At 55.3% G+C, this 15,491-nt stretch carries 17 protein-coding genes; 6 read left to right on the top strand and 11 right to left on the bottom strand.

Annotation, left to right across the window (positions count from 1 at the left end):
• Positions 1-40: 40 nt before the first annotated feature.
• Positions 41-100 (bottom strand): protein YpfM, encoded by a 60-nt coding sequence (gene ypfM, locus OGV67_RS18170; protein ID WP_001386977.1) that lies wholly within the window; start codon positions 98-100, stop codon positions 41-43.
• A gap of 410 nt (positions 101-510) precedes the next feature.
• Here ypfM and OGV67_RS18165 point away from each other — a divergent pair, with 410 nt between their 5' ends.
• Genes OGV67_RS18165 through OGV67_RS18155 form a run of 3 tightly spaced genes read left to right on the top strand, consistent with a single transcriptional unit; the run spans position 511 to position 2,226 of the window.
• Positions 511-867 carry an ArsC family reductase gene (locus OGV67_RS18165; protein WP_115614572.1) on the top strand — a complete coding sequence of 119 codons (357 nt, stop codon included), beginning with the start codon at positions 511-513 and terminating at the stop codon, positions 865-867.
• A gap of 3 nt (positions 868-870) precedes the next feature.
• Entirely contained in the window at positions 871-1,998 is a 1,128-nt protein-coding gene (gene dapE, locus OGV67_RS18160; protein WP_012131309.1) for a succinyl-diaminopimelate desuccinylase, read from the top strand.
• Between the two features lie 27 nt (positions 1,999-2,025).
• Entirely contained in the window at positions 2,026-2,226 is a 201-nt protein-coding gene (locus OGV67_RS18155; RefSeq protein WP_012131308.1) for a YpfN family protein, read from the top strand.
• A 105-nt stretch (positions 2,227-2,331) separates the two neighbouring features.
• On the opposite strand, the gene ypfH is transcribed toward OGV67_RS18155, so the two are convergent.
• From ypfH to dapA, 6 genes are all read right to left on the bottom strand, one after another.
• Complete coding sequence (gene ypfH / locus OGV67_RS18150) at positions 2,332-3,030, bottom strand: esterase (protein ID WP_115614571.1); 699 nt, start codon at positions 3,028-3,030, stop codon at positions 2,332-2,334.
• 73 nt (positions 3,031-3,103) lie between these two features.
• A complete protein-coding gene (locus tag OGV67_RS18145; RefSeq protein ID WP_115614570.1) occupies positions 3,104-5,119 on the bottom strand; it encodes a tRNA(Met) cytidine acetyltransferase TmcA in 2,016 nt (671 codons plus the stop codon).
• 15 nt (positions 5,120-5,134) lie between these two features.
• Positions 5,135-5,998, bottom strand: a complete 864-nt coding sequence (ypfJ, locus tag OGV67_RS18140; RefSeq protein WP_024130129.1) for a KPN_02809 family neutral zinc metallopeptidase — start codon at positions 5,996-5,998, stop codon at positions 5,135-5,137.
• Positions 5,999-6,128: 130 nt separating this feature from the next.
• Complete coding sequence (purC, locus tag OGV67_RS18135) at positions 6,129-6,842, bottom strand: phosphoribosylaminoimidazolesuccinocarboxamide synthase (RefSeq protein ID WP_012131304.1); 714 nt, start codon at positions 6,840-6,842, stop codon at positions 6,129-6,131.
• Between the two features lie 189 nt (positions 6,843-7,031).
• Positions 7,032-8,066, bottom strand: a complete 1,035-nt coding sequence (bamC, locus tag OGV67_RS18130; protein WP_012131303.1) for an outer membrane protein assembly factor BamC — start codon at positions 8,064-8,066, stop codon at positions 7,032-7,034.
• A 16-nt stretch (positions 8,067-8,082) separates the two neighbouring features.
• The gene (dapA, locus tag OGV67_RS18125) at positions 8,083-8,961 is read right to left on the bottom strand and encodes a 4-hydroxy-tetrahydrodipicolinate synthase (protein WP_012131302.1); all 879 of its coding nucleotides are present in this window, start codon (positions 8,959-8,961) and stop codon (positions 8,083-8,085) included.
• 145 nt (positions 8,962-9,106) lie between these two features.
• On the opposite strand from dapA, the gene OGV67_RS18120 reads away from it, so the two are divergent.
• A complete protein-coding gene (locus tag OGV67_RS18120; protein ID WP_286465855.1) occupies positions 9,107-9,679 on the top strand; it encodes a glycine cleavage system transcriptional repressor in 573 nt (190 codons plus the stop codon).
• A complete protein-coding gene (gene bcp / locus OGV67_RS18115; RefSeq protein WP_012131300.1) occupies positions 9,679-10,149 on the top strand; it encodes a thioredoxin-dependent thiol peroxidase in 471 nt (156 codons plus the stop codon). The genes OGV67_RS18120 and bcp overlap by 1 nt, the downstream gene beginning before the upstream one ends.
• A gap of 115 nt (positions 10,150-10,264) precedes the next feature.
• On the opposite strand, the gene iadA is transcribed toward bcp, so the two are convergent.
• The 4 genes from iadA to OGV67_RS18095 form a co-directional block, all read right to left on the bottom strand.
• The gene (gene iadA / locus OGV67_RS18110; protein ID WP_115614569.1) at positions 10,265-11,428 is read right to left on the bottom strand and encodes a beta-aspartyl-peptidase; all 1,164 of its coding nucleotides are present in this window, start codon (positions 11,426-11,428) and stop codon (positions 10,265-10,267) included.
• 11 nt (positions 11,429-11,439) lie between these two features.
• Positions 11,440-11,901 carry a YjiG family protein gene (locus tag OGV67_RS18105; protein ID WP_047462074.1) on the bottom strand — a complete coding sequence of 154 codons (462 nt, stop codon included), beginning with the start codon at positions 11,899-11,901 and terminating at the stop codon, positions 11,440-11,442.
• Between the two features lies 1 nt (position 11,902).
• Positions 11,903-12,562, bottom strand: a complete 660-nt coding sequence (locus tag OGV67_RS18100) for a nucleoside recognition domain-containing protein (protein ID WP_024130126.1) — start codon at positions 12,560-12,562, stop codon at positions 11,903-11,905.
• Between the two features lie 175 nt (positions 12,563-12,737).
• Entirely contained in the window at positions 12,738-13,799 is a 1,062-nt protein-coding gene (locus OGV67_RS18095) for an AI-2E family transporter (RefSeq protein ID WP_012131296.1), read from the bottom strand.
• 225 nt (positions 13,800-14,024) lie between these two features.
• Between OGV67_RS18095 and bepA the strand changes: the two genes are divergently transcribed.
• Positions 14,025-15,488 (top strand): beta-barrel assembly-enhancing protease, encoded by a 1,464-nt coding sequence (gene bepA, locus OGV67_RS18090; RefSeq protein ID WP_104869115.1) that lies wholly within the window; start codon positions 14,025-14,027, stop codon positions 15,486-15,488.
• The last annotated feature ends 3 nt before the right edge of the window (positions 15,489-15,491 follow it).

Raw genomic sequence — 15,491 nt, 5'->3', positions numbered from 1 at the left:
TTTTCTTATCCTTTTCAGGATCAGGATATCTTCCAGAAATTTATTTGCGAAGCATAACTTCGATAAAATCTTTCCAGTTCCCCAGTTCACGTTCAATCATAACAACCTCTCTTATTATTATGGCTATTCTACGAAAAGATTATCCTCAGGAGAAGATAATTTAACCGATTGCAGTGATTACATCCTCCGGTGAATGGGGTTCATGGCATTACTATGACCCTGTAACCATAAATTTTATGTGACTTACTGCAATATTTTGAAACATTAATCCACTTCTGAAAACCGCGCTCATTTCAGTTAAGAAACAGCCTATTGCAGTTCGCTGGATTTATACTTCCCGATGAGATGCTTATTAAGCAACATTTCAGAATTATTATTCACAAGAGTTCAACAATGTTATATTTACCGTTTATTATGTCATGATAAATAACCGGTATATGGCAGTTCCGCACTGACGGATACCACGATAATATTGCTTAATTATTCGTAATTCGCGTAAAAGGATTCAACATGATCACCGTCTACGGCATCAAAAATTGTGACACGATTAAAAAGGCGCGACGCTGGCTGGAGGCTCACGGTATTGACTACCGCTTTCACGATTACCGCGCAGACGGAATCGATGCCGCGTTATTGAATACGTTTATTGCGGAGTCAGGCTGGCAGCCCTTGCTGAATACGCGCGGAACGACATGGCGTAAACTTGATGAAGCCACGCGTAACAGCATCACGGATGCGGCGTCCGCCGCAGCATTAATGACTGAAATGCCAGCAATTATCAAACGCCCATTGCTCTGCGCGACCGGGAAGCCTATGCTGCTGGGTTTTAGCGAATCCAGTTATCAGCAGTTTTTTGATGAGGTGTAGTCTATGTCGTGCCCGGTTATTGAGCTGACACAGCAGCTTATTCGCCGCCCTTCCCTGAGTCCAGATGACGCAGGATGCCAGGCGTTAATGATTGAACGCCTGCGTGCAATCGGTTTTACCGTTGAGCATATGGATTTTGGCGATACACAGAATTTTTGGGCATGGCGCGGACAAGGCGAAACGCTGGCCTTTGCCGGGCATACCGATGTCGTACCAGCGGGTGATGTCGATCGCTGGATCAACCCGCCTTTTGAACCGACAATCCGCGACGGAATGCTGTTTGGCCGTGGTGCGGCGGACATGAAAGGCTCTCTGGCGGCGATGGTCGTTGCGGCTGAACGTTTCGTCGCCCAGCATCCAGATCATCAGGGGCGTCTGGCGTTCCTTATCACCTCGGATGAAGAAGCCAGCGCGAAAAACGGCACCGTGAAGGTGGTCGAAACGCTGATGGCGCGTAACGAACGTCTGGATTATTGCCTGGTCGGCGAACCGTCCAGCACTGAAATCGTCGGTGATGTGGTCAAGAATGGCCGTCGCGGGTCGCTGACCTGTAACCTGACGATCCACGGTGTGCAGGGGCACGTCGCTTATCCCCATCTGGCGGATAACCCGGTGCATCGCGCAGCGCCGATGTTGAATGAACTGGTGGCGATCGAGTGGGATCAGGGAAATGAATTTTTCCCGGCGACCAGTATGCAGATTGCCAACATTCAGGCCGGCACCGGCAGCAATAACGTCATTCCGGGCGAGCTGTTTATTCAGTTCAATTTCCGCTTCAGCACCGAGCTGACCGATGAGACTCTCAAAGAGCGCGTTCACGCGCTGCTGGATAAACATCAATTACGCTACACGGTGGACTGGTGGCTTTCCGGCCAGCCGTTCCTGACGGCGCGCGGCAAGCTGGTGGATGCGGTGGTGAACGCCATTGAGCACTATAATGAGATAAAACCGCAGTTACTCACTACGGGTGGAACGTCCGACGGGCGCTTTATTGCGCGTATGGGGGCGCAGGTAGTCGAACTCGGGCCGGTCAACGCCACCATTCATAAAATTAATGAATGTGTTAATGCAGCCGATCTGCAACTGCTTGCCCGCATGTATCAACGTATTATGGAACAACTCGTCGCCTGACGCGTGTTCCTGTAAGAGGAAATAAGCATGGACTGGCTGGCAAAATATTGGTGGATTCTGGTGCTGGTGTTTTTGGTGGGTGTACTGATCAATGTGATCAAAGACCTCAAGCGGGTCGATCACAAAAAATTCCTCGCCAATAAACCGGAGCTGCCCCCGCATCGTGATTTTAACGATAAGTGGGACGATGACGACGACTGGCCGAAGAAAGATCAGCCAAAGAAATAGTCAGATAAACCTGTAGGCCTGATAAGCGTGTCGCCATCAGGCAACATACCGTCTGAATGCCGGATGGCGGCTTCGCCCCTATCCGGCCTACGGTTCAGTTCCGGCTTATATCATTTCGATAATATCATCATCATTCGGCTTACCGCCGCTCAACGCTTCATCAAAGTAGTGTTTCGGCACGGTATAGCGCAAATGGTCGAGCGCAAACTGCATACTGCGATCGTCAATCGCATGGCCTAAATCCTCGACGATATCCAGCGTCACATCGCCTCCGGCACGGACTAACGCTTCCTGTGCGGCAACCGCATGAGATAACTCAATCACCCGGTCTTCACCGCCGTGAATCAAATGTACCGTTGTGGCGGTCGTGGCGGTTTCCGGCAATCTGGCGTAGCGTCCGTTGAAAGCAATCACGCGCGATGCCAGACCCGGCTCGGCTTTGATGCTTTCAAGAGACATAATCGCCCCCTGCGAAAACCCAATCAGCGCGGTAGCCTCCGGCCCAACGCCGCTCTGTTTCTGCCAGTAGTGAACCGTCTCGATAAATACCGGCATAATCGCATCAACCCGCGCCTGGCGGTTCTCTTCCGTCACATCCTGAACCGAAAACCACTGACGCCCAGGCGCCGGGCCACAAGGTTCCGCGCCGCCAATGCTGACCACCAGCGCCTCTGGAAATAACGGTGCGAACCAGGAGCCAATTTCTCCCATTGAGACCGGGTTATCGCCCACGCCATGAAACAGCAACAGCAGTTGTTTCGCGGGTTTATCGGGGCTTTGAACAACAAAATGGTCATGTTTCATGGCGATCTCCTTAACTGATAGAACAGATTCTACGCCGCTTAATCACAATGACCATGCCAGGAAATTGAAGGAGTTAGTGAAAAAATTGCCATTGCAAAACGCGTTCGCGTAACCGCTGCGCCCGTTCGTCATCCAGCGCGGTAAGCGCATGGGCGACTTCCCGGCGCTGGGCGACAAGCAGCGCTTTACGCCCAGGCAAACCCAGCCGGATACACAGATTCGCGTCGCTGCACTTCTCCTCCAGGCGTCCACGCAGCGCGGGGAGCGCCAGCTCGCAGCGCTCAAGCAGTCGACTCAGACAGCCTAACGACGTGAGCAACGGTCGATGGGCAAACGCAAAGCCCGCCAGTTCATCCCAGTCATCATCATTAAGCGTAGACGCTTTCAGCGGGATAACCGGGATCGCTTCGCCGTTCCAGCGAGCCAGTATCTCCGCATCCCGGCGCAGACGCTGGTGCTCGCGGTGCGCCAGCCGCGCGCCGGCCTCGCTGATGGGCAGCAAAGCCATCGCCGTATAACAGCCGCTGCTCGCCTCCTTGTGGTTCCCCATCCGCACCAGTACAAAACCGCAACGCTGCCAGAATCGCCAGAGTTCGGCGGTATAACCAAAACTGACGGAGAGATAGTCGCACTGGCTGGCGCCGCCGTATGCCTCAGCGATCAGCTGCTGCCCAATCCCTTCCCGCTGGCGGGCCGGGTGGACGGCAATACGGCTCACCCGACGCCCGGTCAGCGTCGCCGCCAGCGGATCGCCGCCATGAGCGGCCAACGACTGCGCGACAAGATTTCCGCGCGGGCGACGATAGCCCGCCCACACGGCCTGGCTCAGCGCAGCCGATAATCCGCCCTCTTCCACCAGCCAGACGGCCCCCGCTACCCGCTCAGCCGTAAAAGCGCCGAGAAAATGCTGCCCCGGCGCATCCATCATGCGACGCAGATCGAGCGGAGAGGTGCGGTAATGCGCGCCGGAAAGCAGCTGATACACCGCCAGCGGCTGCGTCGGCCCGGTATGCCAGAGCGCCTGCGTAAAAGCGGAGAACCGAATCGCCCCCTGCGGCGCATGGGCAAACGTCTCGTCGTCGAATATCAGCGCTTCGCCGACCCATTGTTCCAGCGGGCACCCCTGCGCCCAGCGAACAGGCTGTCGCAGTTCAAAACGCCGGAGATGAGGAAAACGGGCGCAGAACTTCAGCAAAAAACCGCGTCCCGTCCCTTCATAGCCCTGAACGGTGGTGGTCAACAATATGCGTGAAAAACGCGACGCCAGGCGATGTAGCTGCGGCGCGGGGATTGCCGCCGCTTCATCGACAATCAGCCAGTCGGCCGTCTCCGTGCCCGCCAACAGCGCATCAGGAGCGAGAAAGCAAAATTTCTCACCGGCAAACTGCGCCAGCACGTCCGTCGCCGCTTTCGACGGCGCAGTTACAATGGCCGTCCCGCTCATCCGCGAAATTAACTGCCCGGCCAGCGCCGATTTACCCCGACCTCGCGCTGCCGTAACGGCGGCCACGCCAGGCGGCATCCGCAGCAGATGCCGCAAAATCGCGGCCTGCTCAGGCTGTGGTTCACCCGTAGCGGGTCGCCAGTGGGGACGGGCAGGAAAGCGCGGCCATGAAAACGGTTGAGACTGCTGCCAGTGCAGCGCCTGCTCGTCACGGGACATCACGCGTTTGAGGTGCTGGATAAAATGTGGCGTTGCAACAGGCTGCGGGCAGTCGCTCCAGCGCAGCGAATCCGCATCGGGACGGGATTCCCATGCAGAATACGGCGGCGTCAGCAGCACCAGCCAGCTTCCGGCTCGCAGCGTGCCGCTCAGCGCCGCGAATGCCGAGGCATCAAACCCCAACTGCGCATCAAAAACCGCGTGGCGGAACTCGCGTCCCAGCAGCGTTTGTAACGCCTGCGGCGTACAGTGCGGCGCGGCGGGCGCATCGGTTGCCACCCACAGCCAGTCGCCAGCCAATGCTTCTCGCAGCGCCAGCGCCCGTTCACGACACCAGGACGCATCGCCGCTGAGCACCAGCAGCCGACGAATCCCTTCCTGCGCCATTTGTGCGGTTAGCGCCCGCAATGCGTCATTGTCAGACATCCCTGCCCCGGTATGTTAAAAACCTTTGCCGAAGGTATTACATTGCGCCGGATCGCCACTATCAAAACCGCGTTTAAACCAGGTATAGCGCTGCTCGGAAGTGCCGTGAGTGAAGCTGTCCGGCACCACGCGTCCCTGACTTTGTTGTTGCAGACGATCGTCGCCAATCGCCTGCGCCGCATTCAACGCTTCTTCCAGATCGCCGGATTCCAGCACGCCCTGTTGCTGCATGTTGTGCCCCCAGACGCCCGCGAAGCAATCCGCCTGTAGCTCCATACGTACGGAGAGTCGGTTCACTTCCGCTTGCGATGCGGTCTGTTGCAGCTGACGAACCTTCGGTTCGATGCCCAACAGTTTTTGCACATGGTGCCCCACTTCGTGGGCGATAACGTAACCCTGGGCAAAATCGCCATCCGCGCCCAGTTTGTTTTTCATGTCATCGTAGAAGGAAAGATCGATGTAGACCGTGCCATCCGCCGGGCAATAGAATGGCCCCATCACGGACTGACCCGCACCGCATCCTGTGCGCGTCGCGCCACGGTACATCACCAGCTTAGGCTGCTGATATGTGCGCCCCATTTTCTCAAACTGCTGACCCCAGGTATCTTCTGTGGTCGCCAGAATGACAGAGGTAAACTTCGCGGCCTCGTCGTCATTTGGACTGATCGAACGCGTCGTTTCCTGCTGAGAAATCGGCTGCCCGGTCATTAAACCGGTAAGATCCACCCCGTAATAGCCCGCCACCAGCACGACAATCAGCAGAATGATTCCGCCTTTGCCGCTGGGCAAACGAAAACCCGGCCCGCCCATTGACGGGCCGCCGGAGCTATTGCGTCTGTCTTCTACATTGTCACTTTCACGACGCCCTTGCCAGCGCATAATCACCTCAACATACTATTCATTATGATGATGATCGTAGGCGGTTCAGCGCAAGATTACCATTAGAATAATGGTGGTAGAGAAAAACCGGAGAGCGTTGACTCTCCGGTTGATGCTGATGGGGGAAGAATTAATCTAACTGCACGCCCAGGCGACGTGCGACGGTTTCATAGGCTTCGATCAGGCCGCCCAGACTCTGGCGGAAACGGTCTTTGTCCATTTTATCCAGCGTCTCTTTGTCCCACAGGCGGCTGCCGTCCGGGGAAAATTCATCGCCCAGCACTACTTCGCCTTTGTACAGACCAAACTCCAGTTTGAAATCGACCAGGATCAGACCGGCATCGTCAAACAGCTTTTTCAGCACGTCGTTGGCTTTGTAAGTCAGCTCTTTCATGCGCGCCAGATTCTCTTTGCTCACCCAGCCGAAGGTTTCGCAGTAAGAATCGTTGACCATCGGATCGTGCATCGCATCGTTTTTCAGGAACAGGTCGAACAGCGGCGGGTTCAGTTCGATGCCTTCTTCAATGCCCAGACGCTTGACCAGAGAACCAGCCGCACGGTTACGCACCACGCACTCGACCGGCACCATATCCAGCTTTTTCACCAGACACTCGGTATCGGACAGCAACTGCTCCATCTGGGTCGGGATGCCCGCTTCTGCCAGTTTGGTCATGATGAAATGGTTAAACTTGTTGTTCACCATCCCTTTGCGATCAAACTGTTCAATGCGCGCGCCATCCCCTGCTGACGTATCATTGCGGAATTCGAGCACCAACAGGTCCGGGTTTTCCGTGCTGTATACGGTCTTCGCTTTACCACGATACAACTCAGCTTGCTTTTGCATCTTTATTACTCCTGGTGTGAATTAACGATAAAAATTCATTTTCTGCCACACTTTGCCGGATGGCGGCGTTGCCTTATCCGACCTACAGCCTGGGGGCGAAATTACGGTAAAAATTGCGTTTTTCTGCTGACGCACACGTTTGCGTATCATATCAGAAAAAAGGGCTGGATTGCTCCAGCCCCTCAATTTTTACTTGCTGAACGCTGCCTGGAAGACGGCAACCAGCGCGTCGTTCTGGCTCTGCGTCAGGGTATGCCCCTTCGGATCGATAAACTGTAGGCTACTGCGGTTGTCTAAATCGCCCACCTGCAATTTATAGTCGCCGGACGACAGCCCCGGATCGGTTGCGCCCAGATCCTGCCAGCCGCTGTCAGACAGCGGTTTGTAGGTCACTGCCAGGCTGCCCTGAGAACGCGTGCTGTCGGTCACTTTCATGCCCACTTTTTCAAGCGCGGCTGGCAGACGCTGCCACACCACGTTGAACGGCCCACGGACGACCAGCATTGGCAAACCGGTGTCATCTGCGGCGCTCTGCACATCCATCGTAGCGGCAGAACGGTTTTGCGCGGCGTTCGCAGCGTCGGTGGCGGTTTTATCCAGACCCGCCGAGATTACGTTCATCATCTCAGCGCTATAACGCTGTAGCGAAGCGGCATCTGCGGCAGGCTTGCCGGCCTGTTCCAGATTCACCAGTTTCACCGTTACAGCCTGCTGATAACCCTGCGGTTTCACCGAGATTTGATAACGTCCACGGTACTGCTGGTCTTCATCCAGACGGTTCCATTCAACCCAATCGGTCGTCAGGGTCTGGCTGGCGTCATCACGTTTTTCAATCGTGTAGTTTTTGGACTGAATCACGCTGACAACCTGCGGCCACAGGTTGGTATTGCGACCATTTTCCACCAGCAAGGTTGCGGTATCGCCCGTAAACTGGGTACGCGCGCCGGTCACCAGCGCTAACGGCTGAGCAGGCGGACGAATGTCCAGCGCTTTGCCGACAGCGCCGCTGCCGTTGGTCACCGGAATGTTATAGTCGCCCGTCGTTACCGGCAGAATCATCCCTGCTGGCGCATGAAGTTCAGCAAGCGGCGCGGCTTCCAGATAGGATTCATCACCGCTCACCTGGCGCTTGTAGCGCGAGTCAGAGCTACAGGCCGCGAGCAGCATAATGAGCGAAACACCCGCAACCCTGGCCAGGCGCGACTTTTGTACTGAGTAAGCCATCAAATCTCCCTAAACTTTACAGCAAACCGGCATGCTTGAGCGCCGCTTTGACAATCTCACGACCCGTATCGGTGATCGGCGTCATCGGCAAGCGCAGCGTATCGGTCGCCACAAGTCCCAACTCCTTACATGCCCATTTCACCGGGATCGGATTGGGTTCGACAAATAGTTTGTTATGTAACGGCATCAGACGCTGATTAATCACCCGCGCGTCAGCAAAACGACCTTCCGCCGCCAGTTTGCACATTTCCGCCATATCACGCGCCGCAACGTTCGCGGTAACGGAAATCACGCCATGACCGCCGAGCTGTATGAAGTCCAACCCGGTCGCATCATCACCGCTGAGCAGAATAAAATCGTCTGAAACCAGCTCTTTGATCTGGTGAACCCGACTTAAGTTCCCTGTCGCCTCTTTGATTGCGACAATATTTTTTACTTTCGCCAGACGGCCGACGGTTTCCGGCAGCATATCGCAGCCTGTACGGGACGGCACATTATACAGAATTTGCGGCAAGTCAGTATGTTCAGCGATGGCTTTGAAATGCTGGAACAGACCTTCCTGAGTCGGGCGGTTGTAGTAAGGCGTCACTGTCAGGCAACCGACAACGCCGCTGTCGTTGAAACGCTGCGTCAGGCTAATGGCCTCCGCCGTCGCGTTCGCGCCCGTTCCGGCGATAACCGGAATACGCCCGTCCGCCAGCTCCAGCGTCATCATGACCACATCGCCATGCTCGTCATGGCTCAGCGTGGCGGATTCGCCGGTGGTGCCAACAGAAACAATCGCCGAGGTACCGCTGGCGACATGATAATCAATCAGTTTTTTCAGGCTTGACCGGCAGACATTACCTTTTTCATCCATCGGTGTAACAAGCGCGACAATACTTCCCGTGAACATGGGCCATCCTCTGTGCAAACAAGTTTCTCAATGGTACGTTTGGTACGACAATAAAAGCAAGAGACCATAGCCCTTCTGATTATTGTATGCAGGTTTTTTTTATGCTTTCCTTATGATTACCTCACCTCTCAAAGGAAGAACCGGTTTGACATCGTCATCACAACATTACCTGGTTATCACTGCGCTGGGTGCCGATCGCCCGGGAATTGTGAATACTATCACCCGCCATGTCAGCAGCTGCGGCTGTAATATCGAAGACAGCCGACTGGCCATGTTGGGCGATGAATTCACGTTTATCATGCTGCTGTCTGGCTCCTGGAACGCCATCACCCTGATTGAATCAACCTTGCCGTTGAAAGGCGCAGAGCTGGATTTGTTGATTGTGATGAAGCGCACCACCGCTCGCCCCCGTCCGGCCATGCCCGCAACGGTATGGGTACAGGTCGAGGTGGAAGATTCTCCGCATTTAATTGAACGTTTTACCGCGCTTTTCGACAGCCATCAGATGAACATCGCTGAGCTGGTCTCCCGCACGCAACCTGCTGAAAATGAAAAGGCTGCACAGCTGTTTGTTCAAATCACCGCGCACAGTCCGGCATCTCATGATGCCGTAAATATTGAGCATGCCTTTAAAGCACTATGTACAGAACTCAATGCGCAAGGCAGTATTAACGTTGTTACTTACTCACAACATGATGAACAGGATGGAGTTAAGTAATGAATCCACTGAAAGCCGGTGACATCGCACCGAAATTTAGCTTGCCGGATCAAGACGGAGAACAAGTAAATTTGACCGACTTCCAGGGACAGCGCGTACTGGTGTATTTCTACCCTAAAGCCATGACGCCCGGCTGTACCGTACAGGCCTGTGGTTTACGCGATAACATGGACGATCTGAAAAAAGCAGGCGTAGACGTGTTGGGGATCAGCACCGATAAACCTGAAAAACTGTCTCGTTTCGCCGAAAAAGAGCTGCTTAACTTTACGCTCCTGTCCGATGAGGATCATCAGGTCTGCGAGCAATTCGGCGTCTGGGGGGAAAAATCCTTTATGGGGAAAACCTACGACGGCATCCATCGCATCAGCTTCCTGATCGACGCTGACGGCAAGATCGAACACGTATTTGACGACTTTAAAACCAGTAACCACCACGATGTAGTGCTGAACTGGCTGAAAGAAAACGCCTGATTTGCGTTTTGCCGGATAAAGCCTGATGCGACGCTAACGCGTCTTATCAGGCCTGATTCGCACAACCCCGTAGGCCGGATAAGGCGTTTACGCCGCTATCCGGCATACGCGTCGTTTATTCAAACGTTCCTTTCACGCACGCTTTACCGTCTTTCACCACCGCTTTGCCTTTCGCCCACAGATGGCTGACTTCCAGCGCCTGATTCAGCACCAGAATGTCGGCGTCACAGCCTGCCGCCAGACGTCCTTTATGCTCAAAGCCAAGAAATTCCGCGACAGTGCGGGTAAGCGGGCGCAGCGCCTGCTCCAGCGGCAGTTTATGCTGCGTAACTAACTGACGCAGCGTGCCGATCAGCGACTCAAAACCCGCCACGCCAATGCCCGTCAAATTTCCATGCTCATCAAATTCCGGCTGGCTGCCGTTGCCATCAGAACTCAGGGTAATGCGCGACAGCGGAACCTCATGGCGCAAGGCTGTCACGATGGCCGTCGCCGGATCGATCGGTTCATCAATGCTGCTGGTAATATCGATGTAGCCACCATCAAGCGCGTACTCCAGCGCCGCCTGGAACAGCGGTTCGGCGCGGTTAACATGCGTCGGCAGCAGTTTCGTGATGGGGACATCGGCATTGGCGAGAATATCGTACAGCGGTTCCAGCATGTGTGGGCTGTCGCCCATATGAAAGACGCTGATTCCCGGCTTCTGGCCCAGTAATCCCCCCACGCGGGACTGCGCCGCCATTGTCGCCAGCGCGGCGGAATTCGGCGCCGAAGAACGATGATCGGAGACGGCGCATTTCACGCCAATCACTTTATCGATCAACGCCACATCGCGATCGACGCTCCCGGTGATGGTTGGCGAAGGCAGAGAATACGCCCCCGTTAACATCCATGCGCTGATCCCTTCATATTCCAGCGCGCGTGTTTTCGCCAGCAGAGATTCAGGATGACGGGTGATGCCGTCCGTTCCCAGCAGCCCGACAACGGAGGTAATACCGGCTTCAACCAACCGTGACAGCCGCACCTCTGGCGTACGGGTATGCGGCCCGGCTTCGCCGCCACCGCCGATGAGATGAACATGCTGATCGATAAATCCCGGGCAGACGATATCACCGTGGAGATCGACCTGCTGGCAACCGGGGAAGTCTTCCGCAGCGATAGTCGGCGCAATAGCGACAATTTTGCCGTTGGCAACCAGAATGTCCTGCTGGCCCAGATCGTCCGGGGCATATACGTGTCCGCGCTGAAAAAGCGTCAGATTAAGAATGGAACAGTCCATGATAGTCCTTTTTAAACAATAGCCTGCATTACCCAAATAGAGACCAGGGCATTAATCACGCACACCGCAATAATATGCGGGTAATAACGCGGATGAACGCCCGCCGTTCCCAGGCAGCGCCCTACATTCTGAACCGGGTTGCCCATCAGGTAAATGGCGGGTAACAGCACAGTGGCATCGTGACCGGACAGCGCGCCAGTAACCACCAGGCTGGCGCAGACGCCCACGCCGCCGCCCATACTCATCACCGCAGCCAGCAGAACGGTCGCCGATTCTCCCGGCAACCCCCATAGCGCCATTACCGGTTCACACACTCGCCCGACGATATCCAGCAACCCCGTCACCTTCAGCGCCTGAATAATGACAAAGGCCATGACGACGTTGGGCAACAGGCTGGTGGTGGCGATGGTAAAACCGCGCCGCGCGCCGTCGATAAACAGATCCATAACATTTTTACGTACCTGTGCGCTCATTTCAGGCCTCCTGTTTCATACGACGATGTTCAAGCTGCGCGATCCACACCCGCAACAGGTTCGCACCGATAAATTTGAAGACTAAAATGACCGCCAGCGGCGTAATAACCGGTACGGTTATCGTGGCAAATAGCGCGGCGCCTGATGAGAAGTAGTTCGTCAGAATCGCGCTGCCGCTTGTCTGCCAGCAGGCGAAAATAGCCCGTTCCTGTTCGGTAATCACCCCCTCTTCCGCCAGCTCTTTGGTCATCCCGGCGGCGGCATCCGTATTTTGTAAATTGGCGATAAGCGCCAGAGAGCAAATGCCGGGGATGCCCAGGATCGGCCTGAGTATCGGCGTCATCAACTGCTGTGCGGCGCGCAGTCCGCCCAGCCCTTCCGTCACGGAAATAATGCCGAGCGATAAAATAACCGATGGCGCCAGCTCCAGTGCGAATAAAAAGCCGTCTCTCGCCCCGGTACCGCCAGTGCCGCGAAATGAAACCGCCGTGTCGCCTGCCGCGTTAACCAGGCCAAACGCGCCATTGAGCACGGTAAAATCAAACACTCGCCACCATTCCGTACTTTTCGCGAACATGCCTGAAAAAAGGATAATGGTAATAAAAAAGGCGAGATAACCGCCCCACCCCACTTTTTGCTGCGTGTGCATCTGATGACCCATTTTTTTCTCCGGTTGGTCTTGTCCTTGTGAGATTAAAAAACCATCTATACCGGTAAGTTGAAAGCAAAAAAGGAGGGCGGGACAGCACATTCGGAAAACGTTCAGGAAAGGAGAAAGCGGATAAAACGTGGAACGCCCGATGACGTTGCGCCACCGGGCAGAGTGATAATCGTGCTTAACCGTCGCTGACCTGTCCGTCCGGCCAGGCATGTACCACGGCTTTAATTAACGTCGCCAGCGGGATGGCGAAGAACACGCCCCAGAAGCCCCACAGGCCGCCGAAAATCACCACCGACAGAATAATCACCAGCGGGTGCAGGTTGACGGCTTCTGAAAACAGTACCGGCACCAGCAGGTTTCCATCCAGCGCCTGAATGATCAGATACACGGCGAAGCAGCTCCAGAACTCCGTTCCGAGGCCAAACTGGAATAACGCCACGCCAATCACCGGAATGGTCACCACGAACGCGCCGATGTAGGGGATTAATACCGAGAATCCAACCAGAACCGCCAGCAGCAGCGAGTAGTTGAGACCAAAGAGCAGGAAGCCAAGCCAGGTCGCCACGCCAACCACCACCATCTCCAGCACTTTGCCACGAATATAGTTGGTGATCTGCTGGTTCATCTCCATCCAGACCTGCCCGGCCAGACCGCGATTGCGCGGCAGAACCCGGCGCACGGCATTCAGCATCTGCTCTTTATCTTTGATCAGGAAGAAGACCATCAGCGGCACCAGCACCAGATACACCGCCAGCGTCAACAACCCGACCAGAGAGGCCAGGGAGTATTTCACGACCGAATCACCTAACGTCAGCATCCGGGTGCGCATGTTTTCCGCCATCGCATCAATGATCCCGGCATCCATCAGCGCCGGGTAACGACGGGGTAACGTGGCGGCATAATCAGAGAGCTTATTGAGCATACCCGGCATATCGCGAATCAAATAGATCCCCTGCTGCCAGGCCACCGGCATCACGACAAACGCCATCAGCAGTAAAATGCCGACAAAAACAATCAGTACGATTGAGGTGGCCCAACGCCGGGAGCAGCCAATCGCCTCCAGACGGACCGTAGGCCACTCCAGCAGGTAAGCGAGGACAATAGCCACCAGCAACGGCGCCAGAAGCCCACTGAAAAAGAAAAGGATGCCAAAACCGGCAACCAGGATAACCAGCAAGGCGATCGCCTCCGGGTCGCTAAAACGACGGCGATACCACTGCATCAACATCTCAAGCATAGAAACCGTTCCCTGAACCTCAATAGCGGGATTGCGATCCCGAATTGTATCTAAATGTCACAAAAAAGACTTCGCTTTTTGTTGCTGATTCAGGAAACTGAAAAGTCATTTGAGCGGGGTATTCACCACCGGGTTTCGCAGTTACACTCCCTGTGCTGGCGTGGCGGAACGATACGTCGCGGCATCGGTCAAATGGCTATATTAAAGAAAACAGGACAGAGGTCTATGTTCAGGCTGTTGAAGAAAAACCTGGTTGCTACCCTCATCGCTGCGCTGACTATCGGTCAGATAGCCCCCGCGTTTGCAGATTCCGCAGACACGCTACCGGATATGGGGACCTCAGCAGGAAGCACGCTTTCTATCGGTCAGGAAATGCAAATGGGCGACTATTACGTTCGCCAGTTGCGCGGCAGCGCGCCGTTGATCAACGATCCGCTGTTGAGTCAGTACATCAACGCGCTGGGGATGCGTTTAGTCTCTCATGCAGACTCCGTGAAAACGCCGTTCCATTTCTTTTTGATTAACAACGACGAAATCAACGCCTTCGCCTTTTTCGGCGGCAACGTTGTGCTGCATTCCGCGCTCTTTCGCTATTCCGATAACGAAAGTCAGTTAGCCTCGGTGATGGCGCACGAAATTTCCCACGTAACCCAACGCCATCTGGCGCGCGCGATGGAAGATCAAAAGCGCAGCGCTCCGCTGACCTGGGTCGGTGCCTTAGGCTCTATTCTTCTGGCGATGGCCAGCCCGCAGGCCGGTATGGCGGCGCTGACCGGTACGCTGGCGGGAACGCGTCAGGGGATGATCAGCTTCACCCAACAAAACGAACAGGAAGCAGATCGAATCGGTATTCAGGTGCTGCAACGTTCAGGGTTCGATCCGCAAGCGATGCCGACGTTCCTGGAAAAACTGCTCGACCAGGCGCGCTACTCCACGCGTCCTCCCGAAATTTTGCTGACGCACCCCCTGCCGGAAAGCCGTCTGGCGGATGCCCGCAACCGTGCAAACCAGATGCGCCCGGTGGTAGTGGAGTCGTCTGAAGATTTTTATCTGGCGAAGGCGCGTACGCTGGGGATGTACAATTCTGGCCGTAATCAGCTTACCAGCGACCTGCTCGACGCATGGGAAAAAGGAAACGTGCGCCAACAGCGTGCGGCGCAATATGGCCGGGCGCTACAGGCAATGGAAGCCAGCAAGTACGACGAAGCTCGCAAAGCGCTGCAACCGTTGCTGACGGCTGAACCGAATAACGCGTGGTATCTCGACCTGGCGACCGATATCGATCTGGGGCAGAAGAAAACCAGCGAAGCGATTAACCGTCTGAAAAATGCCCGCGATCTGCGCGCAAACCCGGTATTGCAGCTAAACCTGGCGAATGCTTATTTACAGGGCGGGCAAGCCAGAGAAGCCACGACCATCCTCAATCGCTACACTTTCAACAATAAAGACGACGGCAACGGCTGGGATCTCCTGGCGCAGGCTGAAGCGGCGCTCAATAACCGCGATCAGGAGCTGGCGGCGCGCGCCGAAGGCTATGCGCTGGCCGGGCGACTGGATCAGGCGATCTCTATGCTCAGCAGTGCAAGTTCTCAGGTCAAGCTGGGCAGCCAGCAACAGGCGCGTTACGATGCCCGTATCGACCAGCTGCGCCAGTTGCAGGAACGCTTTAAGCCATACACCAAAATGTAGTAT

The sequence above is a fragment of the Citrobacter sp. CK188 genome, from assembly GCF_030333525.1.
Classification (GTDB): domain Bacteria; phylum Pseudomonadota; class Gammaproteobacteria; order Enterobacterales; family Enterobacteriaceae; genus Citrobacter_B; species Citrobacter_B koseri.
The sequence above is the reverse complement of the archived record's forward strand: the minus strand, read 5'-3'. Positions and strand labels throughout refer to the sequence as shown.

Coding starts and splice junctions, on each gene's coding strand:
- OGV67_RS18165 (WP_115614572.1), top strand. CDS start 511: ATGATCACCGTCTACGGCATCAAAAATTGTGACACGATTAAAAAGGCG.
- dapE (WP_012131309.1), top strand. CDS start 871: ATGTCGTGCCCGGTTATTGAGCTGACACAGCAGCTTATTCGCCGCCCT.
- OGV67_RS18155 (WP_012131308.1), top strand. CDS start 2,026: ATGGACTGGCTGGCAAAATATTGGTGGATTCTGGTGCTGGTGTTTTTG.
- ypfH (WP_115614571.1), bottom strand. CDS start 3,030: ATGAAACATGACCATTTTGTTGTTCAAAGCCCCGATAAACCCGCGAAA.
- OGV67_RS18145 (WP_115614570.1), bottom strand. CDS start 5,119: ATGTCTGACAATGACGCATTGCGGGCGCTAACCGCACAAATGGCGCAG.
- ypfJ (WP_024130129.1), bottom strand. CDS start 5,998: ATGCGCTGGCAAGGGCGTCGTGAAAGTGACAATGTAGAAGACAGACGC.
- purC (WP_012131304.1), bottom strand. CDS start 6,842: ATGCAAAAGCAAGCTGAGTTGTATCGTGGTAAAGCGAAGACCGTATAC.
- bamC (WP_012131303.1), bottom strand. CDS start 8,066: ATGGCTTACTCAGTACAAAAGTCGCGCCTGGCCAGGGTTGCGGGTGTT.
- dapA (WP_012131302.1), bottom strand. CDS start 8,961: ATGTTCACGGGAAGTATTGTCGCGCTTGTTACACCGATGGATGAAAAA.
- bcp (WP_012131300.1), top strand. CDS start 9,679: ATGAATCCACTGAAAGCCGGTGACATCGCACCGAAATTTAGCTTGCCG.
- iadA (WP_115614569.1), bottom strand. CDS start 11,428: ATGGACTGTTCCATTCTTAATCTGACGCTTTTTCAGCGCGGACACGTA.
- OGV67_RS18105 (WP_047462074.1), bottom strand. CDS start 11,901: ATGAGCGCACAGGTACGTAAAAATGTTATGGATCTGTTTATCGACGGC.
- OGV67_RS18100 (WP_024130126.1), bottom strand. CDS start 12,562: ATGGGTCATCAGATGCACACGCAGCAAAAAGTGGGGTGGGGCGGTTAT.
- OGV67_RS18095 (WP_012131296.1), bottom strand. CDS start 13,799: ATGCTTGAGATGTTGATGCAGTGGTATCGCCGTCGTTTTAGCGACCCG.
- bepA (WP_104869115.1), top strand. CDS start 14,025: ATGTTCAGGCTGTTGAAGAAAAACCTGGTTGCTACCCTCATCGCTGCG.